Annotated in this window: 25 protein-coding genes; 16 read left to right on the plus strand and 9 right to left on the minus strand. The window is 37.7% G+C overall.

Going from position 1 to position 24,366, the window contains the following annotated elements:
- Nucleotides 1-20: 20 nt before the first annotated feature.
- Nucleotides 21-557 (plus strand): DUF2911 domain-containing protein, encoded by a 537-nt coding sequence (locus tag ZA06_RS01745; protein WP_053975691.1) that lies wholly within the window; start codon nucleotides 21-23, stop codon nucleotides 555-557.
- Between the two features lie 52 nt (nucleotides 558-609).
- On the opposite strand, the gene ZA06_RS01750 is transcribed toward ZA06_RS01745, so the two are convergent.
- Entirely contained in the window at nucleotides 610-1,239 is a 630-nt protein-coding gene (locus ZA06_RS01750; RefSeq protein ID WP_053975692.1) for a 7-carboxy-7-deazaguanine synthase QueE, read from the minus strand.
- Between the two features lie 104 nt (nucleotides 1,240-1,343).
- Between ZA06_RS01750 and ZA06_RS01755 the strand changes: the two genes are divergently transcribed.
- Genes ZA06_RS01755 through rluF form a run of 6 tightly spaced genes read left to right on the plus strand, consistent with a single transcriptional unit; the run spans nucleotide 1,344 to nucleotide 6,422 of the window.
- A complete protein-coding gene (locus ZA06_RS01755) occupies nucleotides 1,344-2,876 on the plus strand; it encodes a helicase HerA-like domain-containing protein (protein ID WP_053975693.1) in 1,533 nt (510 codons plus the stop codon).
- Nucleotides 2,877-2,916: 40 nt separating this feature from the next.
- Nucleotides 2,917-3,471 (plus strand): hypothetical protein, encoded by a 555-nt coding sequence (locus tag ZA06_RS01760; protein WP_053975694.1) that lies wholly within the window; start codon nucleotides 2,917-2,919, stop codon nucleotides 3,469-3,471.
- Between the two features lie 15 nt (nucleotides 3,472-3,486).
- The gene (locus ZA06_RS01765; RefSeq protein WP_053975695.1) at nucleotides 3,487-4,452 is read left to right on the plus strand and encodes a YitT family protein; all 966 of its coding nucleotides are present in this window, start codon (nucleotides 3,487-3,489) and stop codon (nucleotides 4,450-4,452) included.
- Nucleotides 4,453-4,457: 5 nt separating this feature from the next.
- Nucleotides 4,458-4,820, plus strand: a complete 363-nt coding sequence (locus ZA06_RS01770; RefSeq protein ID WP_053975696.1) for a cupin domain-containing protein — start codon at nucleotides 4,458-4,460, stop codon at nucleotides 4,818-4,820.
- On the plus strand, nucleotides 4,820-5,647 hold the full coding sequence (locus ZA06_RS01775; protein ID WP_053975697.1) for an alpha/beta hydrolase: 828 nt from the start codon (nucleotides 4,820-4,822) through the stop codon (nucleotides 5,645-5,647). The genes ZA06_RS01770 and ZA06_RS01775 overlap by 1 nt, the downstream gene beginning before the upstream one ends.
- Before the next feature lie 16 nt (nucleotides 5,648-5,663).
- Nucleotides 5,664-6,422, plus strand: a complete 759-nt coding sequence (gene rluF / locus ZA06_RS01780) for a 23S rRNA pseudouridine(2604) synthase RluF (protein ID WP_053975698.1) — start codon at nucleotides 5,664-5,666, stop codon at nucleotides 6,420-6,422.
- A 57-nt stretch (nucleotides 6,423-6,479) separates the two neighbouring features.
- Here the strand turns inward: rluF and folD are convergent, their stop codons facing one another.
- The 3 genes from folD to argS form a co-directional block, all read right to left on the minus strand.
- Nucleotides 6,480-7,364, minus strand: coding sequence for a bifunctional methylenetetrahydrofolate dehydrogenase/methenyltetrahydrofolate cyclohydrolase FolD (folD, locus tag ZA06_RS01785; RefSeq protein WP_053975699.1), 885 nt, complete (start codon nucleotides 7,362-7,364; stop codon nucleotides 6,480-6,482).
- Between the two features lie 100 nt (nucleotides 7,365-7,464).
- Complete coding sequence (ffh, locus tag ZA06_RS01790) at nucleotides 7,465-8,793, minus strand: signal recognition particle protein (protein WP_053975700.1); 1,329 nt, start codon at nucleotides 8,791-8,793, stop codon at nucleotides 7,465-7,467.
- 257 nt (nucleotides 8,794-9,050) lie between these two features.
- Nucleotides 9,051-10,829 (minus strand): arginine--tRNA ligase, encoded by a 1,779-nt coding sequence (gene argS, locus ZA06_RS01795; protein WP_053975701.1) that lies wholly within the window; start codon nucleotides 10,827-10,829, stop codon nucleotides 9,051-9,053.
- A gap of 545 nt (nucleotides 10,830-11,374) precedes the next feature.
- Between argS and ZA06_RS01800 the strand changes: the two genes are divergently transcribed.
- Complete coding sequence (locus tag ZA06_RS01800) at nucleotides 11,375-13,438, plus strand: tetratricopeptide repeat-containing sensor histidine kinase (RefSeq protein WP_053975702.1); 2,064 nt, start codon at nucleotides 11,375-11,377, stop codon at nucleotides 13,436-13,438.
- Between the two features lie 61 nt (nucleotides 13,439-13,499).
- On the opposite strand, the gene ctlX is transcribed toward ZA06_RS01800, so the two are convergent.
- The gene (gene ctlX / locus ZA06_RS01805; protein ID WP_053975703.1) at nucleotides 13,500-14,447 is read right to left on the minus strand and encodes a citrulline utilization hydrolase CtlX; all 948 of its coding nucleotides are present in this window, start codon (nucleotides 14,445-14,447) and stop codon (nucleotides 13,500-13,502) included.
- A 102-nt stretch (nucleotides 14,448-14,549) separates the two neighbouring features.
- Nucleotides 14,550-15,131, minus strand: a complete 582-nt coding sequence (locus tag ZA06_RS01810; protein WP_053975704.1) for an NUDIX hydrolase — start codon at nucleotides 15,129-15,131, stop codon at nucleotides 14,550-14,552.
- Nucleotides 15,132-15,253: 122 nt separating this feature from the next.
- Between ZA06_RS01810 and pyrE the strand changes: the two genes are divergently transcribed.
- Both pyrE and ZA06_RS01820 read left to right on the plus strand, forming a co-directional pair.
- Nucleotides 15,254-15,898, plus strand: a complete 645-nt coding sequence (pyrE, locus tag ZA06_RS01815) for an orotate phosphoribosyltransferase (RefSeq protein ID WP_053975705.1) — start codon at nucleotides 15,254-15,256, stop codon at nucleotides 15,896-15,898.
- 22 nt (nucleotides 15,899-15,920) lie between these two features.
- Complete coding sequence (locus ZA06_RS01820; protein WP_053975706.1) at nucleotides 15,921-16,316, plus strand: SRPBCC family protein; 396 nt, start codon at nucleotides 15,921-15,923, stop codon at nucleotides 16,314-16,316.
- Here ZA06_RS01820 and ZA06_RS01825 read toward each other — a convergent pair.
- Nucleotides 16,313-17,044: a biotin--[acetyl-CoA-carboxylase] ligase gene (locus ZA06_RS01825; RefSeq protein WP_053975707.1), complete on the minus strand. Its 732-nt coding sequence runs from the start codon at nucleotides 17,042-17,044 to the stop codon at nucleotides 16,313-16,315. The two genes, ZA06_RS01820 and ZA06_RS01825, sit on opposite strands and share 4 nt — an antisense overlap.
- 96 nt (nucleotides 17,045-17,140) lie before the next feature.
- Between ZA06_RS01825 and rsfS the strand changes: the two genes are divergently transcribed.
- The 6 genes from rsfS to ZA06_RS01855 all read left to right on the plus strand — a co-directional run bounded on the left by rsfS (nucleotide 17,141) and on the right by ZA06_RS01855 (nucleotide 21,946).
- Nucleotides 17,141-17,512: a ribosome silencing factor gene (rsfS, locus tag ZA06_RS01830; RefSeq protein ID WP_053975708.1), complete on the plus strand. Its 372-nt coding sequence runs from the start codon at nucleotides 17,141-17,143 to the stop codon at nucleotides 17,510-17,512.
- 10 nt (nucleotides 17,513-17,522) lie between these two features.
- Nucleotides 17,523-19,451, plus strand: coding sequence for an ATP-dependent zinc metalloprotease FtsH (gene ftsH / locus ZA06_RS01835; protein ID WP_053975709.1), 1,929 nt, complete (start codon nucleotides 17,523-17,525; stop codon nucleotides 19,449-19,451).
- 112 nt (nucleotides 19,452-19,563) lie between these two features.
- Nucleotides 19,564-20,175 carry an LUD domain-containing protein gene (locus tag ZA06_RS01840; protein ID WP_053975710.1) on the plus strand — a complete coding sequence of 204 codons (612 nt, stop codon included), beginning with the start codon at nucleotides 19,564-19,566 and terminating at the stop codon, nucleotides 20,173-20,175.
- Between the two features lie 43 nt (nucleotides 20,176-20,218).
- Nucleotides 20,219-21,040, plus strand: a complete 822-nt coding sequence (locus tag ZA06_RS01845; RefSeq protein ID WP_053975711.1) for a phosphatidate cytidylyltransferase — start codon at nucleotides 20,219-20,221, stop codon at nucleotides 21,038-21,040.
- The gene (locus ZA06_RS01850; protein ID WP_053975712.1) at nucleotides 21,030-21,680 is read left to right on the plus strand and encodes a phosphatidylserine decarboxylase family protein; all 651 of its coding nucleotides are present in this window, start codon (nucleotides 21,030-21,032) and stop codon (nucleotides 21,678-21,680) included. Before ZA06_RS01845 ends, ZA06_RS01850 begins: the two co-directional genes overlap by 11 nt.
- A complete protein-coding gene (locus ZA06_RS01855) occupies nucleotides 21,680-21,946 on the plus strand; it encodes an acyl-CoA-binding protein (protein ID WP_053975713.1) in 267 nt (88 codons plus the stop codon). Before ZA06_RS01850 ends, ZA06_RS01855 begins: the two co-directional genes overlap by 1 nt.
- A 2-nt stretch (nucleotides 21,947-21,948) precedes the next feature.
- Here the strand turns inward: ZA06_RS01855 and ZA06_RS01860 are convergent, their stop codons facing one another.
- Together ZA06_RS01860 and ZA06_RS01865 are read right to left on the minus strand one after the other, a co-directional pair.
- Nucleotides 21,949-22,863: a dimethylarginine dimethylaminohydrolase family protein gene (locus ZA06_RS01860; protein WP_053975714.1), complete on the minus strand. Its 915-nt coding sequence runs from the start codon at nucleotides 22,861-22,863 to the stop codon at nucleotides 21,949-21,951.
- Nucleotides 22,864-22,944: 81 nt separating this feature from the next.
- Nucleotides 22,945-24,231 carry a citrate synthase gene (locus tag ZA06_RS01865; protein WP_053975715.1) on the minus strand — a complete coding sequence of 429 codons (1,287 nt, stop codon included), beginning with the start codon at nucleotides 24,229-24,231 and terminating at the stop codon, nucleotides 22,945-22,947.
- Nucleotides 24,232-24,366 lie beyond the last annotated feature (135 nt).

The following is a 24,366-nucleotide window of genomic DNA, read 5'->3' on the forward strand; positions in this document are numbered from 1 at the left end:
CAGTCAAAAAAAACATTTTTATGAAAAATAGAATCATCACAACACTTTTACTGGCATTCACCATGTTTTTGTCGCAAGGTATAAATGCCCAAGAATTCAGCGATTTAGACAAAAGTCCAATGGATGCAGCTGCATATCCTACTAGCCACAAAGAAAGCAGCAAGAGCATTAAAGTAATATACAGCCGCCCTCAATTGAAGGGACGCCCACTAAGCAAATTGACTCCAGAAGGCAAAGTTTGGCGTACAGGAGCTAATGAAGCTACTGAAATCACGTTCTCTAAAGACGTTGTTTTTGCTGGAAAACCTGTAAAAGCAGGAACGTATTCATTTTTTACAATTCCCGGTGAAAAGCAATGGACCATTATTTTGAATTCTGCCACCAATGTTTGGGGAGCTTATTCCTATGACGAAGCACAAGATGTAGCAAGAGTTACCGTTCCGGTAAGTGAAGACAAAAAAGCTTTGGAAGCATTTTCAATTACTTTTGATAAAGATGCTACCATGTATTTAGGATGGGATACCCTTAGAGTAGCCATCCCAATTGAAGTGAAATAAATTCTTTTACATAGCACAACAAAAAGGCCTTGAAAATTCAAGGCCTTTTTTATTAGGGTATATTAAGGTACTTATGCGTTTGTAAGGACACTTTCCACTTTGGATTTTTCATGACATAATCTACGATTTCTGGAATCATCTTTTCCCGCTTGCTCCACTCTGGCTGTAAGTACAAAATACAGTCTTTATTTACTTGGGCCGCCTGCTCTTCAGCAAAACGGAAATCATCCATATTATAGACAATCACCTTAAGCTCATTGGCATTCTCATACACTTTTTGTGTTGGAAGCTTCATTTTTTTTGGTGATAAACAAATCCAGTCCCAAGTTCCGCTCAACTCATATGCACCAGACGTTTCAATATGAACTTTCAATCCCTTCTCCTTCAACTGTCTTGTTAACTCCGTCATATCCCATGTCAAGGGTTCGCCTCCAGTAACCACAATCGTGTCGCTATATTTTGCAGCATTTTCTACAATCTTGGAAGTTTCTGTAGGCGGATGGATTTCGGCATTCCAACTTTCCTTCACATCACACCAATGGCACCCAACATCACAACCACCTACACGGATAAAGTAGGCCGCTGTTCCTTTATAAAATCCTTCCCCTTGAATGGTGTAAAATTCCTCCATCAAAGGCAACATTAGTCCCTTGTCTACCAAGGTCTGTACATCTTGTTTCATAGAGTGCAAAGATAGGTTACTAGTAGAAGTTTCTTGTTAAAATATTGAAAAGATTTTCCAGCGTATTGCTGCAAGATTAGTACTTTTATAAAAATTTTGGGACTATGGGTAAAACGGAAGACTTTCTCAATATCATTCAAGAAGGAAACGCATTTAAAGGAGACTTTATCACAGTAGGTTCAGCTATGTTGGATGGAAAAACATTGCCTAAAGCCTTTGTAAATATTCCTTTAAAAACCATGAACCGTCACGGCCTTATTGCCGGTGCCACGGGAACAGGAAAAACCAAGACCCTGCAGGTGTTGGCGGAAAATTTATCAGAAAAAGGAATTCCTGTATTGCTCATGGACATTAAAGGTGACCTTAGCGGTTTAGCTAGACCAAGTCCAGGTCATCCAAAAATTGAAGAACGTCACGAACTCATTGGCCTTCCTTTTGAAAGTAAAGCCTTCCCGGTTGAAGTCCTCACCCTTTCTGAACAAGATGGCGTTCGATTGAGAGCTACCGTGAGTGAATTTGGCCCTGTGTTAATTTCCAGAATATTGGATGTTTCCGAAACCCAAGCAGGGATAATCGCTGTTATCTTTAAATACTGTGACGACCACCAATTGCCGCTTTTGGACTTGAAAGATTTCAAAAAGATTCTTCAATATGCTACCGATGAGGGCAAAGAAGAATTTGAAGCTGCCTATGGACGTATTTCAACCTCTTCCACTGGAGCCATTTTGAGAAAAATTGTGGAACTGGAACAACAAGGAGGCGATTTGTTTTTTGGTGAACGCTCGTTTGATCCGCAAGATTTGTTACGTGTAAACGAAGAAGGCAGAGGGTACATTAACATCATCCGCCTTACAGACATTCAAGACCGCCCTAAACTGTTTTCAACCTTTATGTTGAGTCTTTTGGCTGAAATCTATTCTACATTTCCAGAACAAGGTGATGGCGAAAGACCAGAATTGGTGCTATTTATAGATGAAGCCCATCTTATTTTTGATGAAGCTTCCAAAGCCTTGCTCAACCAAATAGAGAGTATCATAAAACTTATCAGAAGTAAAGGTGTCGGGATTTATTTTGTAACACAAGACCCTACCGATGTACCAGAATCTGTTTTGGGACAATTAGGCCTTAAAATACAACATGCCCTGCGCGCTTTTACTGCCAAAGACCGAAAAGCTATTAAGCTTACCGCTGAAAATTATCCTGAAACGGATTATTACGATACAACGGAAGTCCTCACATCATTAGGAACAGGAGAAGCATTGGTTTCCGCATTGGATGAAAAAGGAAGACCAACGCCTTTAGCAGCAACCATGATGCGTGCCCCCATGAGCCGAATGGACATTCTAACCGAAACGGAGTTAAGTGAATTACTTTCCAAATCTAATTTGGTCAAAAAATATAATGAAACTGTTGACAGAGAAAGTGCGTACGAACTACTGAACAAAAAAATTGAAGTAGCCCAAGCCAAAGAATCTCAAGAAAAAGCCGAACAGGAGCAAAAAACCATAGAGAAAGCTCAAAGAAAGCAAACAGCTTCTACCAAGCGCGACAACTCTTTAGATCCCTTAATTAAAGTAGTGACCAGTGCCACATTTATCCGTGGTGTCTTTGGCATACTCAACAAAGTTTTAAAATAAACCTTTAACCTAATATTAATTACAAACCATTTTTAAAGAAATGTACAAATCTATTTTAAGCCTCAGTATTCTATCAATTTTAGCGGTAAGCTGCAAAAAGGAACAAGATCCTTTTGCCATTGAAAAGCAACATGTAGGATTGCTTACCGATTCCACAAAAGTTAAAGATCTCAAAATGATTTTTGCCCAGGATTCCATTGCCCAACCAATTACAGGTGATGAATATATGAGCGGAGGCAGCGATATAGAAATTTTCACAAAAACCGGAGACAAATTATTGGTATTGACTCCAACTCAGGCATTGGATTCTACAGCTACCATAGAAAGTGTACAGATTATGGACCCACGTTTCAAGACCGGAAAAAATATTTCTACGGTAAGTACATTTAAGGAAATTCAAGATTCTTATAAAATTACCAGAATCAATAACCTTATCAACACTGTTGTAGTATTTGTTGATGAAATCAACGCCTCATTTACAATCGACAAAAAAGAATTGCCTGCCAACTTAAGGTTTGACATGAATTTGAAGATTGAAAAATCACAAATTCCAGACAGTGCCAAAGTGAAGTACTTTTTCGTACACTGGAACTAGATATGAAATAAAGCAATGAACCCTTTTTTTTCAAAACTACTCGCCGACATTGCGCGCAAACGCTTAGAAACAGACCACAAACCTGTTTCCAAAAAGCAAATTGAGCCAATGGTAACATCCTTACGGGTAGAATTGTCACATGCCATCAGGTCCTATTTTTTTATTGTCCTTGGTGTGTTTTCGGCTGGATTTGGATTAAAAGGGTTTTTATTGCCCAATCGCTTCATTGACGGAGGCGCCACGGGTATTTCCCTGTTATTGGAAAATATCACCCACATTGAACTGGGTTATCTTCTTGTCTTGGTCAACATCCCATTTTTAATCTTGGGCGCTCTCACATTCAACCTTAAATTTGCTTTAAAGAGTATTAGCGCCATTGCCTTTTTGGCCTTTGTGGTTCATTTTGTGGAGTATCCTACCATTACCGATGACAAACTGCTCATTGCTGTATTTGGAGGTTTTTTCCTCGGATTGGGAATTGGAATGGCTATGCGTGGGGGCAGCGTTATCGACGGAACAGAAGTTTTGGCCATCTATTTAAGTCGAAAACTATCGATGACTGTCGGTGATGTCCTCTTGGTGACCAATATTATTATCTTTTCATTTGGCGCCTATATTCTTTCAATAGAAACAGCACTTTACGCCATCCTCACCTATCTTGCCGCTGCCAAGACTGTTGATTTTGTTGTTGATGGTGTGGAAGAATATGTTGGTGTGACCATTATTTCTGAAAAACATGAAGAAATACGAATCATGCTTATTGAGAAGTTGCGTCGTGCCTGTACCATTTATGCGGGAAAAGGCGGTTATGGCCAACACGGAAAAAGCTACGAAAAAGATATTATCTATACTGTGGTGACACGTTTGGAATTGGCTAAATTACACACCGAAACTGATAAGATAGACAAAAACGCTTTCATCATTATGGGAGTTGTCAAGGACATTAAAGGAGGTATGATCAAGAGAAAACCATTAAAATAAAGTTGATGAAAAATTATACTGTCCAAGACAATCCTTTTGTTGTTCCCACCGATGATGGAAAAGTAATTAAGGAACATTTTGGAGTGGCCACCAATGGTGACACCCAATTGAGCATTGCTTATATGGTTGCACCTCCCGGCTGGAGCGAACCGTTCCAAATACCTGAATTTGATGAATACACTTTTATTATAAAAGGTCAAAAGCAATTCATAATTGAAGGAGAAACCCTTGTGTTAAAAGCAGGGCAATCCATAAAAATAAACAAGCATACCAGAATACAATACTCCAATCCATTTACAGAACCTTGCGAATATCTTGCTATTTGCAAACCCGCGTTCTCAATGGACTTGGTCAATAGAGAATCATAATGAAAAATACATTGGTTAAACTTGTGGGACTAAGTGTAAACACCTCAAGTTTCATCTCGAAATCTTTTGCTGCTGAAAGGGCCTTAAACATATTTTCAACTCCTTTAAAGGGCAGGCCCAATGAAGAACAATCGGATTTTTTAAACACCGCTTTCAAGGAAGAATTGCAATACAACAACATTCCCATAATGACCTATCGTTGGCTGGGGAAGAAAGAAACCGTTTTATTGGTTCATGGTTGGGAAAGCAATTCAGCACGCTGGAAAAACCTCATCCTAGAATTAAAGACAAAGGATTACAACATTGTAGCTTTAGATGCTCCGGCTCATGGAAATTCAGGAAGCAAGCGCTTTAACGCCCTTCTCTATTCTGAATTCATAAATGTAGTTGCTAAAAAATATAGCCCAAGCATTATTATTGGGCATTCGGTTGGAGGTATGGCTTCGGTTTATTTTCAACACACCCATCAGATCTCCTCAATCCAAAAAATGATTTTGTTGGGGGCTCCTTCGGAGTTTTCGGGAATATTGAATCGTTATGTTGAAATGCTTGGATACAATAGAAGGGTGAGCAATCAACTCAATTCTATCATTCGAGACAGGTTTGGCGTTACACCAAAAGAATTTTCAACTTCTAAATTCATCTCTAATATCACACCAAAAACGCTGATTATACATGATGAATTGGATAAAATCATTCCTTACCAAGATGCCATTCTACTTAAAAATGCCTACCACAACAGTAAATTGATCACCACCAATGGTTTTGGCCATTCACTCAACAATGCTACGGTAAGCAATCATATTCATTCTTTTTTAGAGGGTTAAACACTATCTTTGCGCCATGGAAGATCAATTGAAACGATTAAATAAATACCTCAGCGAAGTTGGTTATTGCTCAAGAAGAGAGGCCGATAAACTTATTGATGCTGGACGCGTGACCATTAACGGAAAAGTTCCTGAAATGGGTACAAAAGTAGCTCCCACGGACCAGGTACATGTGGATGGAAAATTAGTCGCCAACACCAAAGAAAGTTTTGTATACCTTGCTTTCAACAAACCTGTAGGTATTGTTTGCACTACAGATACCCGAGTTGAAAAAGACAATATCATTGACTTTATAAATTACCCTAAACGTATTTTCCCCATTGGAAGATTGGATAAACCCAGTGAAGGACTGATTCTATTGACAGATGACGGTGACATCGTCAATAAAATTCTTAGAGCTAGCAACAACCACGAAAAGGAATATATTGTAACTGTTGACAAACCTATTTCGCAAACGTTTATCGAACGAATGTCTAACGGTGTTCCTATTCTGGATCAAGTTACCAGAAAATGTAAAGTTGAAAAGTTAGGCAAGTATGAATTCAAGATTGTATTAACCCAAGGGCTTAACCGACAAATACGTCGCATGTGTGAATACTTGGGCTACGAAGTACAAACCTTAAAGCGTGTAAGAATCATGAATATCAATCTTGATGTACCTCTTGGAGCATACCGTGAACTTACCAAAGAGGAAATGAACGGTCTTGAAAAACTATTGCAAGGTTCAACCAAAAGCTATACCCCAAAACCACCAACAAGACGTAAAAACCCTTAGATATTTATAATAAAAAAGGAGCTCAATGAGCTCCTTTTTTATGTATTAGCAAAACTTTTATTTTGCTGCTTGATGTCTTTCTCTTGCCAACAAGGTATTTTTAAGCAACATAGCAATTGTCATAGGCCCTACACCACCTGGAACAGGGGTAATATAACTTGCTTTAGGGCTTACACTTGCAAAATCCACATCACCAGCTAAACGGTAACCTGCTTTTTTAGTCTCATCTGGCACACGTGTAATCCCTACATCGATAATTACCACACCATCCTTAACCATATCACCTGTAAGATATTCTGAAATACCAATGGCGGCTACGATAATATCGGCACTACGAGTAATGTCTGCCAAGTTTTTAGTACGACTATGTACCACAGTAACGGTAGCATCACCAGCCTTACGCTTTTGACTCATTAAGATACTCATAGGACGGCCAACAATATGGCTACGTCCCATAACTACCACATTTTTTCCTGAGGTTTCTATATTGTAACGCTCCAACAATTCCATAATTCCAAATGGAGTCGCCGGTAAAAAGGTTGGCAAATCCAAAGCCATTCTACCCACGTTTGTTGGGTGGAATCCATCAACATCTTTATCAGGATCGATTGCCATCAATACTTTTTGCTCATCGATATGCTTCGGCAAAGGCAACTGAACGATAAATCCGTCGATATCATCATTTGTGTTTAATTCGTGGATTTTTTCCAATAAAACGGCCTCGGTAGTTTCTTCAGGCAAGTCTATCAACGTTGAATTAAACCCGATTTTCTCACAAGCTTTAACTTTAGCATTCACGTAAGTCATACTCGCACCATTGGTCCCTACTAAAATCGCAGCTAAATGCGGTACTTTCTCACCATTAGCAATCATGCCCTGAACATCGACCGCTATCTCATCTTTAATATCATTGCTGATTTTCTTACCGTCTAAAATTGTCATTTCTTCCGTTTTGGTTGGTCACTCGCAGAATAGACCAAAAACTTATCATTAAACCCTCACCCGCCTGCGTCCAGGGAGACAACCTTTATAAGTTGATATTTTATCTCATATTCTTCATGGCCTGCATCATGCGTTTACCGCCGCCACCTTGCATCATCTTCATCATTTTGCTCATTTGGTTAAACTGCTTGAGCAATTGGTTAACCTCTTGAACCGATGTTCCAGACCCCTTACCTATACGTTTTTTACGACTGGCATTGATAATTGAAGGGTTAGAACGCTCTTCTGGAGTCATAGAGTGAATGATCGCTTCAATTCCTTTAAAGGCATCATCATCGATATCTATATCCTTCATCATTTTACCTGCCCCAGGAATCATCCCGATAAGGTCCTTCATATTACCCATTTTCTTGATTTGTTGAATCTGCTTTAGGAAATCATCAAACCCGAACTGGTTCTTTGCAATTTTCTTTTGAAGTTTACGTGCTTCCTGCTCATCAAACTGCTCTTGCGCGCGCTCAACCAAGGACACAACGTCTCCCATCCCCAAAATACGGTCGGCCATACGTGAAGGATAGAACACATCTATCGCTTCCATTTTCTCACCTGTACCAATAAACTTGATTGGTTTATTTACTACAGACTTAATAGAAATAGCAGCTCCACCACGAGTATCCCCGTCTAATTTGGTTAGGATAACACCATCGAAGTTCAATACATCATTAAAGGCTTTCGCCGTGTTAACCGCATCTTGACCAGTCATGGAATCTACCACAAACAAAGTTTCTTGTGGTTGGATAGCATTATGGATGTTTGAGATTTCGGTCATCATGGCCTCATCTACTGCCAAACGACCCGCGGTATCGATAATTACCACATTAAATCCATTTGCTTTTGCATGGGCAATACCGGCTTGAGCAATAGCAACCGGATCAGGATTTCCCTTGTCGCTATAAACTTCAACATTAATCTGCTCCCCTACTACGTGCAACTGATCAATCGCCGCTGGACGGTAAACGTCACAGGCAACCAACAATGGACGCTTGGTCTTTTTATTTTTAAGGTAATTTGCTAATTTTCCTGAAAAGGTAGTTTTACCAGACCCCTGTAAACCGGACATTAAAATCACGCTTGGGTTTCCAGATAGATTTATTCCTTCTGCATCACCTCCCATTAACTCGGTCAATTCATCCTTGACCAATTTCACCATTAATTGCCCTGGTTGTAAAGACGTTAATACATCTTGGCCAAGTGCTTTTTCTTTTACACGATTGGTAAATTCTTTGGCTATCTTAAAGTTAACATCGGCATCCAACAACGCGCGTCTCACCTCCTTAAGAGTTTCTGCTACATTGACTTCGGTAATACTTCCATGTCCCTTAAGAACGTGTAAAGCCTTATCTAACTTTTCACTTAAATTATTAAACATATTATTCCTGAAATTTTAAGAAGTGCAAAGTTAACAATTTGTAATATATTAAGGAAGTAAACCTCTTAATTCTAAAAGAAAAAAGGATTGCTATGGCGAGCAACCCCTTTTTAATATTATTTCAAATATGTATTTTTTTCAAAATACCCTTAAATCAAGACACTGTTTCTACAGTAGAAATCAGCTCTCTTGGAATTACCCCCAATGTAAGCCTTAGAGTGAATTTGTAAACTTTAAAAACCAACTTTAAGTGATACCTACATACGCTCCGGTACGTTGATCCCCAAAAGACTAAAGGCGTTTTTAACCACTACCCCAACCATTTTGGACAACTGAACTCTAAAGTTTTTGTCATTGTCATTATCGGCTCCAAGAATAGATACATTTTGGTAGAATGAGTTGAACTCCTTCACCAAATCGTACGTATAATTGGCAATTAATGCAGGACTATGATAGTTTGCTCCGTTTTGCACAACCTCAGGAAATAACTGTAATTGCTTTAACAGCTCTTTCTCCTTTTCATGCAATTCAATATCACTGTAAGCCCCTTCTAATGCACTTCCTGCCTTTCTGAGGATAGATTGAATTCTAGCATATGTATATTGAATGAAAGGTCCTGTATTACCTTGGAAATCGATAGATTCTTTTGGATCGAACAAAATTCGTTTTTTAGGATCTACCTTTAAAATGTAATACTTCAAAGCTCCCAAACCAATAGTTTTGTAAAGCTCGATTTTTTCCTCTTCGGTATAACCATCCAATTTCCCCAATTCATCCGAAATTTCTTTGGCTGTAGCGGCCATTTCATCCACCAAATCATCAGCATCCACTACAGTTCCCTCTCTACTTTTCATTTTTCCAGAAGGCAAATCCACCATTCCATAACTTAGGTGATAAAGGTTTTTGGCCCAATCAAATCCCAACTTTTTAAGAATCAAAAACAACACTTGGAAATGATAATCCTGTTCGTTACCTACAGTATACACCATACCACCAACATCTGGATGATCTTTGATTCGTTGAATGGCGGTACCGATATCTTGGGTCATGTAAACTGCAGTTCCATCAGCTCGAAGCACCAACTTTTCATCCAAACCATCTTCGGTTAGGTCACACCACACAGAACCGTCTTCTTTCTTATAAAACACACCAGATTTTAACCCTTCGGTTACAAATTCTTTCCCTAATAAGTAGGTTTGGCTTTCGTAATACAAGTGGTCAAAATCAACACCTAAATTTTTATAAGTGATATCAAAACCTTCATATACCCAACCATTCATTTTGGTCCACAGTTCGACAACTTCTTTGTCACCAGCCTCCCATTGACGCAACATATCCTGAGCTTCCAATAAAATAGGCGCCTGTTTTTTGGCTTCTTCTTCCGATAGGCCCTGCGCTACCAATTCCTTGATTTCATTTTTATATTCCTGATCGAACTTTACATAATAATTCCCTACCAGTTTATCACCTTTCAAACCTGTACTTTCAGGGGTTTCACCATTACCATATCGTTTCCAAGCCAACATACTTTTACAAATGTGGATTCCACGATCATTGATAATTTGTGTTTTGTAGACCTTCTTCCCAGAAGCCTTCAATATTTCAGCAACACTATATCCTAACAAATTATTTCTAATATGTCCCAAATGCAGAGGCTTGTTGGTGTTAGGCGAAGAATACTCCACCATAATAGCCTTGTCCTTAGGTTCCGGAGTTACAAAACCGTATTCGGCATTCCCTGAAATAGAAGTAAAGAATTTTAAATAATATGTATCATCAATTTCAACATTCAAAAAGCCCTTTACAACATTATAGCCTTTCACCTCTTCAACATGCTTTACCAAATACGCTCCAATCTGTTCTCCTATTTGAACAGGATTTCCTTTTACCACACGCAACATAGGAAATACCACAACTGTTATATCTCCTGCAAATTCCTTGCGGGTTGCCTGAAATTCTACAGTTTCCAGTTCAGCATTAAAAATATCTTTAACAGCCTGTTTTACGTATTTCGATAAAGTGTCTTGAAGGTTCATTTTGCTTATTTTTAAGTGTGCAAAGATAGCACTTTTAACAGTATTTCAATAACAATACACTACAACATACATCTCTATAACGCCTCTCTTCCTACGAGGATGCCTACAGAATTGCTATTTGAATACAGCCCATCTTTCTATAGCAACTTTACCTCTTCAAAGCTATTCGCTAAAATGAATTAAAAAAACCCCAACAAATTACAAATCAAACCATTACAAAAACACTCAACAGAATTCAAAATTTAACAGAAACTTCTCATTAAAATTGCCAATTCTATGCATTTCGTCGATACTTTCATTTTTTAGTAGGAGATACCGTTCACTTTATCTAATTTTTTGGTAGTAAAACCCAAAAATTAGATTTTTACTATGCTTTTAAAGATTTTTGAAGGGAGCTATTAATCAAAGTCCCAAATATTGATGATACTTAATATTCAACCCGTAGTAGGATTGTTATTATTGTATTTTGTGTCCTTACTTCACCTCTCCCTCAAGGCAAGTTGGCTTAAAAACAGTATTGCAACAAGTAAAACATTATTTGGAAAATGAAACAGTTAATCATCTTAGCTGCTTTATTTTCTGCCCTTCTTAGTTATTCTCAAACTAGGGAGATAGACAGCCTTACCCTAGAATTAGCGTATCAAAAACAAGATTCTATCAAGGTTGAAACCTCTTTATTGCTTATAAAAAACCTTTATAAAACCAAGGATTACCAAAAGGCTTCAATGTTTGTAGACCAAACAGAGCGCTTATCAAAATCGCTTAATTACACCAAAGGCGTTGCCGAGTCTGTTTACTACAAAGCCCTTATTTATTCCCAAAGGGGAGACTACTATAATTCTATAGATAGTTTTAACAAATCCAGAAAATTATACCAACAGCTTAACGATACTTTAGGGATTGCCAAAGTGAGCAATTGCATGGGGCTTATAGAAATTAAGCGTGGTAACTATATTGTGGGATTGGAGAATTCGCTTTCGGCTATCAATATTTTTGAAACCAAAAATCTCAGGGAAGAATTGAGTTCGGCCTATAACAATTTGGCCGAAGCATACTACAAAACCCAGCAAATAGACAAGGCCATAGAATTCAATCTAAAAGCCTTAAGCGTTCGCGAACAATTACAGGATAGTACCGGCATTAAAACCTCCACAAAAAACATTGCCCACCTTTATTCTTTAAGAAGAGAGCATCGCAAAGCCATTGAGTATTATGAAAAGGTCTTGAAATTACTCAATCCAGAAAAGGATTTGGATCTTAAGGGTGAAATTCTTCCCAGAATCGGGGAAGAATATTTGCGTTTTAAAGATTACGACAAAGCTGCAGACTATTTGGTTGAAGGTTTAAAATTTAACCGAAGAAGAAATGATAAGGAAGGCTTGTTACGCTCCCTCAACTCGGTTGGAAAACTAAATCTTACACAAAATAAAACAAGGTTGGCAGAAAGGCAATTGGATGAAGCCTACGCCATTGCCAAGGATGGCGGCGACCAATTGGAATTGCTAAAGAACTACCAACTCCACAAAGAGTTGGATTCCATGCAGGGGCAATATCAAAATGCCTTTTTCTGGCAAGGCAAATATTACGCACTTAAAGAAGAGTTGGAAAAACAAAACCAACCAAAAATACCAGTTAACACAGATGTTATTATTAGGGAAGAAAAGCCTTTGGTTACTTCTAGCACAGAAGAAGCTTCTGTAATAATCCCTAGCCTGACCTCCAAAAACAGTCAGGAAGTCAAAAAACTGAAACTGATTTCTTATGTCCTTGTTGCGGCATTTTTAATAGCACTCACTTTTTTAATGCTCATTTATTTAAGGCGAAAGAGCAGATTAGCCTACACCAAAGAACTCGAAGAAAAGAACAAACAAATCCAGATGCAAAACGAAGCCATTTTGGAGCAATCCCTTCACTTGGAAGAAATCAACAAGGTGAAGGATCGTTTGTTTTCAATTGTTTCGCACGACTTGAAGGATTCCGTTTCTTCCATTAAAGGCTTTATCGACCTCCTAAAAGAAGACAGCCTTTCCAAAGAAGAATTTTACGACCTTATCCCAGAGCTTAGCGAAAATGCCAATAATGCCTCCTTATTATTGTTCAATTTGTTGAACTGGTCCAAATCGCAAATGCAGAACCTGGAGCCAAACCCTGAACTGTTCAATATCCAAGAAGTATTTCAAACCAAGATCAGCTTGATTGAACAAAAAGTGGAGCAAAAACGTATCGTTTTAATTGACGAATCCCAACGTGATTTCATCTACGCAGATAGAAGTATGGTTGAGATAGTTATTCAAAATCTATTGACCAATGCCGTGAAGTTCAGTAAAGTTGGAGATATCATTACCGTTTCCAATATTGACAGAAATGGCAGATCCTTAATTTGTGTTGAAGACACGGGTGTAGGTATTTCTCCAGAAAACATGGAGAAGCTCTTCAAAAACAACACCTTTACTACGGTTGGCACCAAGAGCGAAAAAGGTACCGGTTTAGGACTTACCATCTGCAAAGAATTGGTAGAATTGAACCACGGAAAAATCTGGGTAGAAAGTACACCTAACGTAGGAAGCAAGTTTTTTGTGGAATTACCAAAATCGAAACCGAACAAGTAACTCTCGAAGCAAAAGCAAAGAGACTTTTAGTAAGCAAAGCTAATAGCTATACCTAGTTTATTTAAGCCAATCTTAATCCTGTACGCGGCAAAAACACTTCAGCCATCATACAACGGGCACTTCCTCCTCCGCACGTTTCAATAGTTTCAAGTGAACTAGACAAAATAGGACAATGCTTTTCAATTTTAGCAATTTGGTCTTTGGTCAAACTATCATATGCTGATTGGCTCATCACCAAAAAGCGTTGATCATTTGCGCCTCTAACCTGTAGCATATTTCCAGCAAATTGATGCATTTGCGCTTCAGTAATGGCAATCACTTCCTTGCCATCTTTCTTTAAATGAGTAAGCACATTTTTGCGCTCCTTTTTATCATCGATACTGTCCAAACAGATAACTGCAAAGGTTTCAGCCAAACACATCATCACATTGGTGTGATAAATAGGTAAACGCTTCCCTTCTACAGTTTGAAATGCCGTAAATACCACGGGAGTATATTCAAAATCTTCGCAAAATTCTATAAACAACTCTTCATCTGCCCTAGGTGATAGCGCACAGTAGGCTTTACCATTTACACGATCCAACAGCAAACTTCCGGTCCCCTCCAAAAAGACGCCTTCTTCCTCTGCACTGGTGTAATCCACTATATTTTCAATGGTAAACCCATCCTTTTCCAAGGTTTCAAGCACATCCTCACGACGCTCCCTCCTTCTGTTTTCAGCAAACATAGGATATAAAGCAACATCACCATTTTCATGAAAACTCACCCAGTTATTAGGAAAAATGGAGTCCGGCGTATCCAAAGAAGGATCATCATTTACCACTACAACATGTACCCCAACAGCACGCAGTTTTTCAACAAAAGCATCAAATTCATCTTGAGCTTTCTTATTGATATCTGCTTGCACTAAATCCAAATCTTCCTGAAAATAGTTATTAACGGCAGTTTGTTCATTCATCCTGAAGTTTACTGGACGAATCATTAATATGGTATTTGTAGTTTGTGGCATGCTATTAAATATTTGCGGACAAAATTAAGCTTTTTTGAATGAGATAATTACCTAAAATGAAAAGTTTCATTTTGCACCCAAATAAGATTCGAAATCAAAAAACTAGATGAGAATTTTAATATTAGCATAGGAATTATTCATAGCCTTTATTTGTTGAGCTTCATTCAACCATTTCACTTTAGTGATCCCCTCGTTTTCCTGTGGCTCCAACTTCCCCTCAAACACCGTTTTCATTTCAAACCAATGGGTAATCTTAATTTTATGCTTTCCGTTGCGCTTAAAAATATGGTAGGTGATATCCAACGCCCTTGTTATTTCAAGGCCTTGCACCCCAGTCTCCTCTTCCACTTCTCTCAAAGAAGTTTCTTCTATTGACTCCTTGCCCTCAACTTTTCCCTTCGGAAGATCCCATTTGTTATTACGGTAGATAAAAAGCACTTCCTCTCTGTGGTTAATTACTTTTCCCCCACCAGCAACCACATTAGGTAATTTCTTTAGGAATTTCTTTAAAAGTTTATCTGGATTTTTATGAATAAGCCTGACCTCTTCCAATGAGGTTGTGTTGAGCTCCTTAATTACCTTACTGATATTAACCGTATCCAAAAGGTAATTTTTAAAATTGGTTTCCTCACTAACAACCGACGTTAATATAATTGGTTTGTCATTGACAAAGACTTGGTACATTGATATTGCTGATAGTTTAAAGCTGTAAAAATATTACTTTTTAATTCATACTGAGGATTTCAAATTTAATTTTATTTAAAATTTTCAAAATTACTTATGCCAAAATTGTGTAGTTTTGCCCTATGATTTTTAATAAACATACCGCCAAAAAAACCGCAGAAGTTTTATTGCAAATCAACGCTATAAAACTTAGTCCGCAAGAACCATTTACTTGGGCTTCTGGATGGAAATCTCCCATCTACTGCGACAACAGAATTATTTTATCCTATCCACCTATTCGCAATTACATTCGCGAAACCATGGCCAAACAAATTGAAAAGCAATATGGCAAGCCAGATGTTATTGCCGGAGTTGCCACTGGAGCTATTGGTATAGGAATCTTGGTTGCCGAATATTTAGGATTACCTTTTGTTTATGTGAGACCTGAGGCCAAATCGCACGGGCGCCAAAACCAAATTGAGGGCCACCTTGAAAAAGGACAGAATGTAGTAGTTGTAGAAGACCTGATCAGTACTGGAAAAAGCAGCTTGAATGCCGTAAAAGCCTTGAAAGATGCCGATGCAAACGTTAAAGGCATGATTGCCATTTTCACTTATGGTTTTGACGTTGCCAAGCAAAGTTTTGAGGAAGCAGACATTCAATTACAAACTTTAGGCAACTATGAAAGCTTGTTGGATCAGGCCTTAGAAACCAACTATATCACCAAACAGCAACAGGAACTTTTGGCACAATGGAATGCCAATCCAAGTGAATGGAACGCTAATTGATATAGCTTAATAAAAAAACGACATGAATTTAGAATCCCCAAAAGTAATTGTAGACAAAACCCCTCAAGAAACCTTTGATTTCTTATCGGAAGTGAAAAATTTTGAAAAGTTAATGCCTGAGAACATTAGCAAATTTGAAATTTTAGGGGACGACACCTTTTTGTTTGCACTAAAAGGTATGCCGGAAATCGTACTAAAAAAGAAAGAAACTATCGCCCCGAATAAAATTGTGTTAGGTGCAGCCGGTGGCAAGATGGACTTTTCTTTAACCGGATCTATTGCTGAAACTGCAGACAACAAAAGTGAAGTTCAGCTAGCCTTTGCAGGCGATTTCAACCCTATGATGGCCATGATGGTCAAAGGACCTATCTCCAAGTTCATAGAGACGCTTGTAACCAAAATGACAACCACGGTTTAATACAATAAGGTAATTTCTTTAAGATCGAATGTTTTAAGGACTTCATCTTCCAAAAGAACTTCAAGACTCCCAGAGTCCGTCACACCTTTTATAAAACCCGCAAATAGATGGCCTTCAACATCCTTAAATGTTGAAGGCTTATTTATTCTGAACAGTCGCTTTTCATATAACCTTTTAAGTTCTTTGGTCTCGCCATTTTCGAGCATCGTAAAATAATGCTCCATTTTATTGATAATCTTATTCAACACTTCATCTAGATCAAAAACATTTCCGGAAATTAGACGCATGGACGACGCTTGGGGCAAATCGGGGTATTCAGTTTGATTAACATTAAGTCCTACACCGATAATGGTATGCTGGATTTGATTTTGTTTAATGACATTTTCAATCAGAATGCCAGCAATTTTCTTGTTTTCTGACAAAATGTCGTTTGGCCATTTTACTTTTACCCTTTTTAATCCAAAATATTTCAAGACATCGGAGATTGCCAAAGCAGCGGCCATACTGATGAAAAATTGGTCTTGAATTTTCAAAAAAGAAATGTCCTTAAGCACGCTAACAGTAAGGTTTTTACCATCTTGAGCATCCCATTGAGTCCCCATTTGCCCGCGCCCTTCTGTTTGTCTATCAGTCATAACAACCGTGTAATCCTCAAGTACTTGAGCAGCACTTAACTGCCGTAAATAGGAATTGGTTGAGTCAATGGCACTAAGTTTGATAATGTGCATAAAGGAAATATTTATTACTTTATATTTTTCTTAATAAAATTTAAGGTTCAAAAGAACTAAAAAAATAATAACTTTGCACAAAACTAAATCAATTTAATGGCTAAAAAAAACAGTAATGTAGATCAACTAATAGCAACGATATTAGCTGGTATTGAAGATGTTAAAGGGAAGGAGATTACAATTCTAGATTTAAGAGAAATTGAAAACACTGTCTGTGATTATTTTATTGTTTGCGAAGGAACTTCCAATACACAGGTGAACGCCATAGTCAATTCCATCCAAAAAAAGGTTAGTAAAACGCTTAAAGATAACCCTTGGCATGTTGAAGGTGTCGACAATGCCGAGTGGGTACTTATCGATTATGTGAACGTTGTAGTACATGTGTTCCAAAAACACGTTAGAGAGTACTATGACATAGAAAGCCTTTGGGGAGACGCAAAAACAACCGTTATAGAAACAAGTTACTAAAAGAGCATTAATGGCAAACGACAATAAGAACACCAACAAAAAACCAAAATTTAACCTCTATTGGATCTATGGAATCGCAATATTGGGGATTTTAGCTGTACAATTATTATTTGGAGGTTTTGGCAGTGAAACTACATCCACTACCACACCCCAACAATTTTTGGAATTCCTTAAAGATGGGGATGTTTCCAAAATTGAAATCATCAACAAAAGAGAAGCTAAGGTTTACCTAACTGACGAAGCCGAGAAAAAGGAGGTTCACAAAAAAACCATTCCAAACAGTATCTTACCTACGGTTGCGCCTTTACCAAACTATTCTTTTGAATTTGGAGATTTACAAAACTTCGAAAAAGGAATTAATGAAACCATTAAGGACAATAACCTTACTACAGAGGTAAAATATAAAACCGAGGAAAACCTTTGGGGCAATTTCCTTATCTCTTTATTGCCGTTTGTATTGATCATTGCCGTTTGGGTATTTATTATGCGTCGTATGTCTTCTGGAGGTGGCGGTGGTGCTGGTGGTCAGATTTTCAATATTGGAAAGTCAAAAGCCAAACTCTTTGATGAAAAAACAGATGTGAAGACATCTTTTAAAGATGTAGCTGGTTTGGAAGGTGCCAAAGAAGAAGTACAAGAAATTGTAGACTTCCTTAAAAACCCTGAAAAATACACCTCTTTGGGAGGTAAAATCCCAAAAGGAGCATTATTGGTAGGACCTCCAGGTACAGGTAAAACCTTATTGGCTAAAGCCGTTGCAGGTGAAGCTAAAGTTCCATTCTTCTCATTATCTGGATCAGATTTTGTGGAGATGTTCGTAGGAGTTGGTGCTTCTAGAGTAAGAGACTTGTTTAAACAAGCTAAAGAGAAATCACCTTCTATCATATTCATAGATGAAATTGATGCGATTGGTAGAGCCCGTGGTAAAAGCAATTTCTCAGGGTCTAATGACGAACGTGAAAATACGCTTAACCAACTTTTGACTGAAATGGATGGTTTTGGAACCAATACCAACGTTATTGTATTGGCCGCTACCAACAGAGCCGATGTTTTGGATAAAGCGCTTATGCGTGCTGGTCGTTTCGACCGTCAGATTTTTGTAGATCTTCCAGACGTAAGAGAACGTAAAGAAATTTTTGAAGTCCACTTAAGACCTATCAAGCAATCTGAAAAATTGGATATCGATTTCCTTGCCAAACAAACCCCAGGATTCTCTGGAGCTGATATTGCCAACGTATGTAACGAAGCGGCTTTAATCGCGGCTAGAAATGGCAAAAAAGCCGTTGACAAGCAAGACTTTTTAGATGCCGTAGATCGTATCGTTGGAGGTTTGGAGAAGAAGAACAAAATCATCACTCCTGAAGAAAAACGTGCCGTAGCTTATCACGAAGCTGGTCACGCAACTATAAGTTGGATGTTGGAACACGCTGCACCTTTGGTAAAAGTAACCATTGTACCACGTGGACAATCACTTGGTGCTGCTTGGTATTTACCTGAAGAGCGCTTGATTGTGCGCCCAGAACAAATGTTGGATGAAATGTGTGCTGCCCTTGGAGGTAGAGCTGCTGAGAAAGTAATTTTCGACAAAATTTCTACTGGAGCCTTGAGCGATCTTGAAAAGGTCACCAAACAAGCAAGAGCTATGGTAACCATTTATGGCCTTAGTGATAAGGTGGGTAATTTAACCTATTACGATTCCTCTGGACAATCAGAATATGGCTTTACAAAACCTTATAGCGAGCAAACTGCTGAATTGATTGATAAGGAAATTTCAGATATCATTGAAGAGCAATATGCTCGTGCCATCAAGATTCTTGAAGAGAACAAAGACAAGCTTACTGAACTAGCTGAAGTCCTCCTTGACAAAGAAGTCATCTTTAAGGATAACCTTGAAAAAATATTTGGAAAAAGACCTTTTGAAAAGGAAAAAGAAGCATAGGAAAAACACCTAATGTTTTTATAAAAAACTTAAATTAACCATGTGTTACTTTAAGTTTTTTTATATTTGAATTAATACAATACGAATAACCCGGGTTAATAGCAATTCATACATGAGTCTATTTCGTAAAATCTTCGGACTTAAGTCTGATAATGAAGAGGATAACATAAAAAACGAAGAGAGAGGCAAGTACATGCCGGAGATCAAGCTACCTGTAGATGAAAGATTCACGATCAATTTTAAGGCTAATGGTGGTAAATTCCTGTATTGTGAAAATCTTGACGAAATAAGAGATAGCCTTAGACTGATTTTAAGTGAAAATGACTGGCAGAATGAATCTGTTTTATTGCTGGATGATCGCTTAAAAGAGCTTTTCAAAGGAATGCAATACCAGTCTACCAAAAACCTTTCTGAGGCTACCTACTTTTTATCTACTTGTGAATATTTGATTTCTGATGATGGTTCCTTATTGATTTCATCCAATCAAATTGCCGAGAAAAAGCTTATTGAACTTCCCCCAAATTTTATCATTTATGCTACCACAAGCCAATTTGTTGAAAATATTGGCGAAGGTCTTAGAGGAATAAAAGGGAAAAACAAGGAAAAAATCCCTACCAACATTACTACCATTAAGCACTTTAAGGCCCCTACTGAAGATAAAGATTTCCTTTCCTACGGAAGTAGTTCAAAAAACTTATATTTGCTCCTTCTAGAGGATCTATAGGCGGACATCTTAATCCTTTTTTCTAAGCATATAAAAACAATTCATGAAAGAACTTGTTACTAGGACTCTATCCGGTATTTTATACGTTAGCTTGCTCATGCTTTCTCTTTGTTGGAAATGGGCATTGGCAATTTTATTTTACCTGTTTGGTCTAGTTTGCTTGGCAGAGTTCAAAAAGTTGATTGGGCTACAAAAGTTTCTTCCTTACATTATCTTTACAATCTTATATTTTGTATTTGGATATTGGGTTTCCATTGTGAATTCTAAATCCGGATTTAATGATTCCATTCAAATACTTCATGTCATTACCATCTTCGTGCAATTATTTTTGATTAAGGATTTGTTTTCTGAAAAAACCATTCCTCTTTTCAGTTCTAAGAGATACATCATCACCACATTTTATTTGTCCAGCGGTTTTGTGTTTTTGTTTTTAATTGCCAACCTACACCACACTTTTACTCCATTACTGCTTTTGGGAACCTTTATTCTTTTGTGGACCAATGATACCTTTGCTTATTTGGTTGGAAAGAATTTTGGAAAACAAAAACTATTTGCCAAAGTGTCTCCAAAGAAAACCGTTGAAGGATTTTTAGGTGGATTGTTTTTTTCCTGTGTAGCTAGCTATTTTATTGCTAAATTTACAGATACCTTAACGTTCAACAACTGGCTTGCTATGGCTATTATTGCAAGTGTTTTTGGCACTTTAGGGGATTTGATTGAATCTAAGTTCAAAAGACAAGCTAACGTAAAGGATAGCGGGGTAATTATGCCTGGTCACGGTGGATTACTGGACCGTTTGGACAGCATTATATTTGCAGCACCTTTTATCTATTTATATTTAAGATTTATTACCTATGTTTCATAAAGAAGGGCATAAAATTATTTTCATCACACTGGTTATTGTGGTTGCATTATTAATGACTATTGATTACACTGTTCAATTGCCATGGCTAAGAACGGTTTTAATGTTGGCAGCTTTGGTTTTCTTGATTTTGATTTTGCAGTTTTTCAGAAACCCAAAAAGAAACACGGTAGCAAACGAGCACCACGCCCTCTCCCCTGTTGATGGTAAAGTGGTGGTTATTGAAGAAGTTTTTGAAAAAGAATTCTTCAATGAAAAGCGTATACAAGTATCTGTTTTCATGTCGCCAATCAATGTGCATGTAACCCGTTACCCTGTTGGAGGAAATGTAGTGTACAGTAAATACCATCCAGGAAAATATTTGGTAGCATGGCACCCAAAAGCGAGTGAGGAAAACGAACGTACAACAGTAGTAGTAAACAGTCCCACCTTTGGAAAAGTACTTTACCGTCAAATTGCGGGAGCTTTGGCAAAACGTATTGTAAACTATGCCAAAGAAAATGATAAAGCTATACAAGGAGCCGATTCTGGCTTTATTAAATTTGGCTCTAGAGTAGACGTATTTTTACCCCTAGATGCCGATATAAAAGTAAGCCTTAATCAAGTTGTAAAAGGAGGCGAAAGCATTATAGCTGAGATCTAATGACACCTGAAGAATTGGATATTGAATTTAAGGAAGCCGTAAAAATGGTTAACAGTTATACGGAACCTTTTCCTGCAGACTTTTTATTGCGCCTTTACGCCTACTATAAAAAGGCCACAGGGGATTATGGTCGGCCAAGTAGCCGAAAGCCTATTATCAATGCTTTTAAAACCAATGCGCTTTTCCAGGTTCAAAATGTAAGCCGTGAAGAAGCCAAGCGTATTTATATTGATTTGGTAAAAAACTACTTTCTTTACCGCAAATAAACCTAATCTCTTATTAAAGGCATTGTAGAACAGCGCAACAAGCCTTCCTGCTTTGCTATTTCAGCATAAGGCACCTCCTCTACGGTAAATCCATTAGACCTTAGCCAATCGTTTAATCTGGTAAAATTACGCTCGGAAATCACTACATTTTCAGAAATGGAAAATACATTACTATACATATTATACATTTCATCTTTAGTGATTTCAAAAATATTCTCCTTTCCAAAGAAATCTACCAACCAATTGTATTCGCTTTCAACCAAAAATCCATTTTTATGGAGGATTGCTTTATCTTCACCGACAGGTTGAAAACAACAATCCAAATGAAGAGCATTTTCCTTGGCGTTGGTGTTGGATTTTCGAAGTTCGAAGGCCTTCACTATTTTCTCAGGAAACAACTCTTGTAGCACAATTACAGCATCCATATTGGTTCTTGCCGTTATGAAATTGGAATAATCTGGACCGGAATAAGTTCCCACAAAAATATAATCTCCATACAACATCACATCTCCCCCTTCCACGTGACAATCTTCAGGTAGAGTTATCACATTTTCTGAAGGAATTTGATCAATGACATGCTGAATGGCCTCCACCTCACGTTCACGATCAGGAAGGATATTGGCTTTAATCAATTTATCTTCAATTACGAAAGCAATGTCACGAGCAAAAATTTGATTGTAATCCTTTATTGTTTTTGGTCTAAAAACAGTGACATCATACTTTTCAAACACTTTAGCCACCGCGTCCATTTCCTTGATCATATCATCTTCTTTGGGATATGTACCTGCTTTGATATGTTCTATGGATTTAGGATCATAAGCCTTTTCTTCCGTTGGAATGGGACCGATACTTTCTGCGATTCCTAAAACAACTGCTCTAAGACGTGACGTCTCGTCATTAACATGTAATTGTAACATAAAGTGTATGAGTTATAAAAAAAAACTGCCCAAAAAGAGCGTATGCAATTTTAAGGCAGTTTTTTCTATTTATAAAATCTTTTATCTGTCTTTTCTTTCTTTGAAAGATCTTAACGTTTCTCCAACGTACACTTGACGTGGACGTCCAATTGGTTCTTTACGCAATCTCATTTCTCTCCACTGTGCAATCCAACCTGGAAGTCTTCCTAAAGCAAACATTACTGTAAACATGTCCGTAGGAATTCCCATAGCTCTATAAATGATTCCAGAGTAGAAATCTACGTTTGGATATAGCTTACGGTCTACAAAGTACATGTCTTCCAAAGCTTCTTTTTCCAATCCTTTTGCGATATCCAAGATAGGATCTTCAATTCCTAAATCTCCCAATACTTCATCGGCAGCTTTTTTGATGATTTTAGCTCTAGGATCGAAGTTCTTGTACACACGGTGTCCGAATCCCATCAAACGGAATGGATCGTCTTTATCTTTGGCTTTCCCCATGTATTTTTTGGTATCGCCACCATCTGCTTTAATAGCTTCCAACATTTCCAAAACAGCTTGGTTAGCTCCACCGTGAAGTGGTCCCCAAAGCGCAGAAATACCAGCAGAAAGTGATGCAAACAAACCAGCATGAGAAGATCCTACAATTCTAACAGTAGAAGTAGAACAGTTTTGCTCGTGATCTGCGTGAAGAATCAATAACTTGTCCAAAGCATTGATCAAAATTGGATTTTGAACATATTCTTCGTTTGGTTGTTTGAACAACATTTTCAAAATGTTCTCTACATAACCCAAATTCTTATCTCCATAATCTAATGGCAATCCTAATTTCTTGTGCATTGTCCAAGCTACCAATACCGGGAACTTAGCCAAAATTCGAACAATGGCATTGTACATTTCTTCCTCAGAATCTACATTTACCGAAGAAGGGTTAAATGCCGTAAGTGCACTGGTTAAAGAGGACAACACTCCCATTGGGTGTGCAGATCTAGGAAATGCATCCACAATCTTTTTAATATCATCATCAACAACAGAGTGCTTTTTTATATCGCTGTGAAATTGGTCCAATTGCTCTTGGGTTGGCAATTCTCCAAAAATCAACAAATAAGCTACTTCTAAGAAATCGGCCTTTTCGGCTAATTCTTCAATAGAATAGCCCCTATATCTCAAAATTCCTTTTTCTCCATCCAAAAATGTGATAGCACTTTCACACGCTCCAGTATTTTTATATCCCGGGTCAATGGTAATTACTCCATTGGTAGCACTTCGCAAATTTTTGATATCGATGGCAACTTCATCTTCTGAGCCTTTGATTAAAGGAAACTCATGTTTTTGACCGTTAATTTCTAATATAGCTTTATCTGACATATTTCAATAAAAAGTTTTTAAATGGTTGTCTTGAAACGACAGCCCCAAATTTATGAAATATCTCACGATTATTAAAGCTTCTCAACAAAGGATTTAACTATTGAAATATTAATAAAATTGATACCGAAAACAAGG

Origin of the sequence: Mangrovimonas xylaniphaga (assembly GCF_001280435.1) — a bacterium.
GTDB lineage: Bacteria > Bacteroidota > Bacteroidia > Flavobacteriales > Flavobacteriaceae > Mangrovimonas_A > Mangrovimonas_A xylaniphaga.

Excerpts from the sequence above, each read along its gene's own strand:
- ZA06_RS01865 (WP_053975715.1), bottom strand. The coding sequence starts at position 24,231 with ATGTCAGATAAAGCTATATTAGAAATTAACGGTCAAAAACATGAGTTT.
- ffh (WP_053975700.1), bottom strand. The coding sequence starts at position 8,793 with ATGTTTAATAATTTAAGTGAAAAGTTAGATAAGGCTTTACACGTTCTT.
- ZA06_RS01800 (WP_053975702.1), top strand. The coding sequence starts at position 11,375 with ATGAAACAGTTAATCATCTTAGCTGCTTTATTTTCTGCCCTTCTTAGT.
- ZA06_RS01765 (WP_053975695.1), top strand. The coding sequence starts at position 3,487 with ATGAACCCTTTTTTTTCAAAACTACTCGCCGACATTGCGCGCAAACGC.
- ftsH (WP_053975709.1), top strand. The coding sequence starts at position 17,523 with ATGGCAAACGACAATAAGAACACCAACAAAAAACCAAAATTTAACCTC.
- ZA06_RS01855 (WP_053975713.1), top strand. The coding sequence starts at position 21,680 with ATGACACCTGAAGAATTGGATATTGAATTTAAGGAAGCCGTAAAAATG.
- argS (WP_053975701.1), bottom strand. The coding sequence starts at position 10,829 with ATGAACCTTCAAGACACTTTATCGAAATACGTAAAACAGGCTGTTAAA.
- ZA06_RS01770 (WP_053975696.1), top strand. The coding sequence starts at position 4,458 with ATGAAAAATTATACTGTCCAAGACAATCCTTTTGTTGTTCCCACCGAT.
- ZA06_RS01750 (WP_053975692.1), bottom strand. The coding sequence starts at position 1,239 with ATGAAACAAGATGTACAGACCTTGGTAGACAAGGGACTAATGTTGCCT.
- ZA06_RS01840 (WP_053975710.1), top strand. The coding sequence starts at position 19,564 with ATGAGTCTATTTCGTAAAATCTTCGGACTTAAGTCTGATAATGAAGAG.
- ZA06_RS01850 (WP_053975712.1), top strand. The coding sequence starts at position 21,030 with ATGTTTCATAAAGAAGGGCATAAAATTATTTTCATCACACTGGTTATT.
- ctlX (WP_053975703.1), bottom strand. The coding sequence starts at position 14,447 with ATGCCACAAACTACAAATACCATATTAATGATTCGTCCAGTAAACTTC.
- ZA06_RS01745 (WP_053975691.1), top strand. The coding sequence starts at position 21 with ATGAAAAATAGAATCATCACAACACTTTTACTGGCATTCACCATGTTT.
- ZA06_RS01825 (WP_053975707.1), bottom strand. The coding sequence starts at position 17,044 with ATGCACATTATCAAACTTAGTGCCATTGACTCAACCAATTCCTATTTA.
- rsfS (WP_053975708.1), top strand. The coding sequence starts at position 17,141 with ATGGCTAAAAAAAACAGTAATGTAGATCAACTAATAGCAACGATATTA.
- ZA06_RS01860 (WP_053975714.1), bottom strand. The coding sequence starts at position 22,863 with ATGTTACAATTACATGTTAATGACGAGACGTCACGTCTTAGAGCAGTT.
- rluF (WP_053975698.1), top strand. The coding sequence starts at position 5,664 with ATGGAAGATCAATTGAAACGATTAAATAAATACCTCAGCGAAGTTGGT.
- ZA06_RS01810 (WP_053975704.1), bottom strand. The coding sequence starts at position 15,131 with ATGTACCAAGTCTTTGTCAATGACAAACCAATTATATTAACGTCGGTT.
- folD (WP_053975699.1), bottom strand. The coding sequence starts at position 7,364 with ATGACAATTTTAGACGGTAAGAAAATCAGCAATGATATTAAAGATGAG.
- pyrE (WP_053975705.1), top strand. The coding sequence starts at position 15,254 with ATGATTTTTAATAAACATACCGCCAAAAAAACCGCAGAAGTTTTATTG.
- ZA06_RS01775 (WP_053975697.1), top strand. The coding sequence starts at position 4,820 with ATGAAAAATACATTGGTTAAACTTGTGGGACTAAGTGTAAACACCTCA.
- ZA06_RS01755 (WP_053975693.1), top strand. The coding sequence starts at position 1,344 with ATGGGTAAAACGGAAGACTTTCTCAATATCATTCAAGAAGGAAACGCA.
- ZA06_RS01845 (WP_053975711.1), top strand. The coding sequence starts at position 20,219 with ATGAAAGAACTTGTTACTAGGACTCTATCCGGTATTTTATACGTTAGC.
- ZA06_RS01760 (WP_053975694.1), top strand. The coding sequence starts at position 2,917 with ATGTACAAATCTATTTTAAGCCTCAGTATTCTATCAATTTTAGCGGTA.
- ZA06_RS01820 (WP_053975706.1), top strand. The coding sequence starts at position 15,921 with ATGAATTTAGAATCCCCAAAAGTAATTGTAGACAAAACCCCTCAAGAA.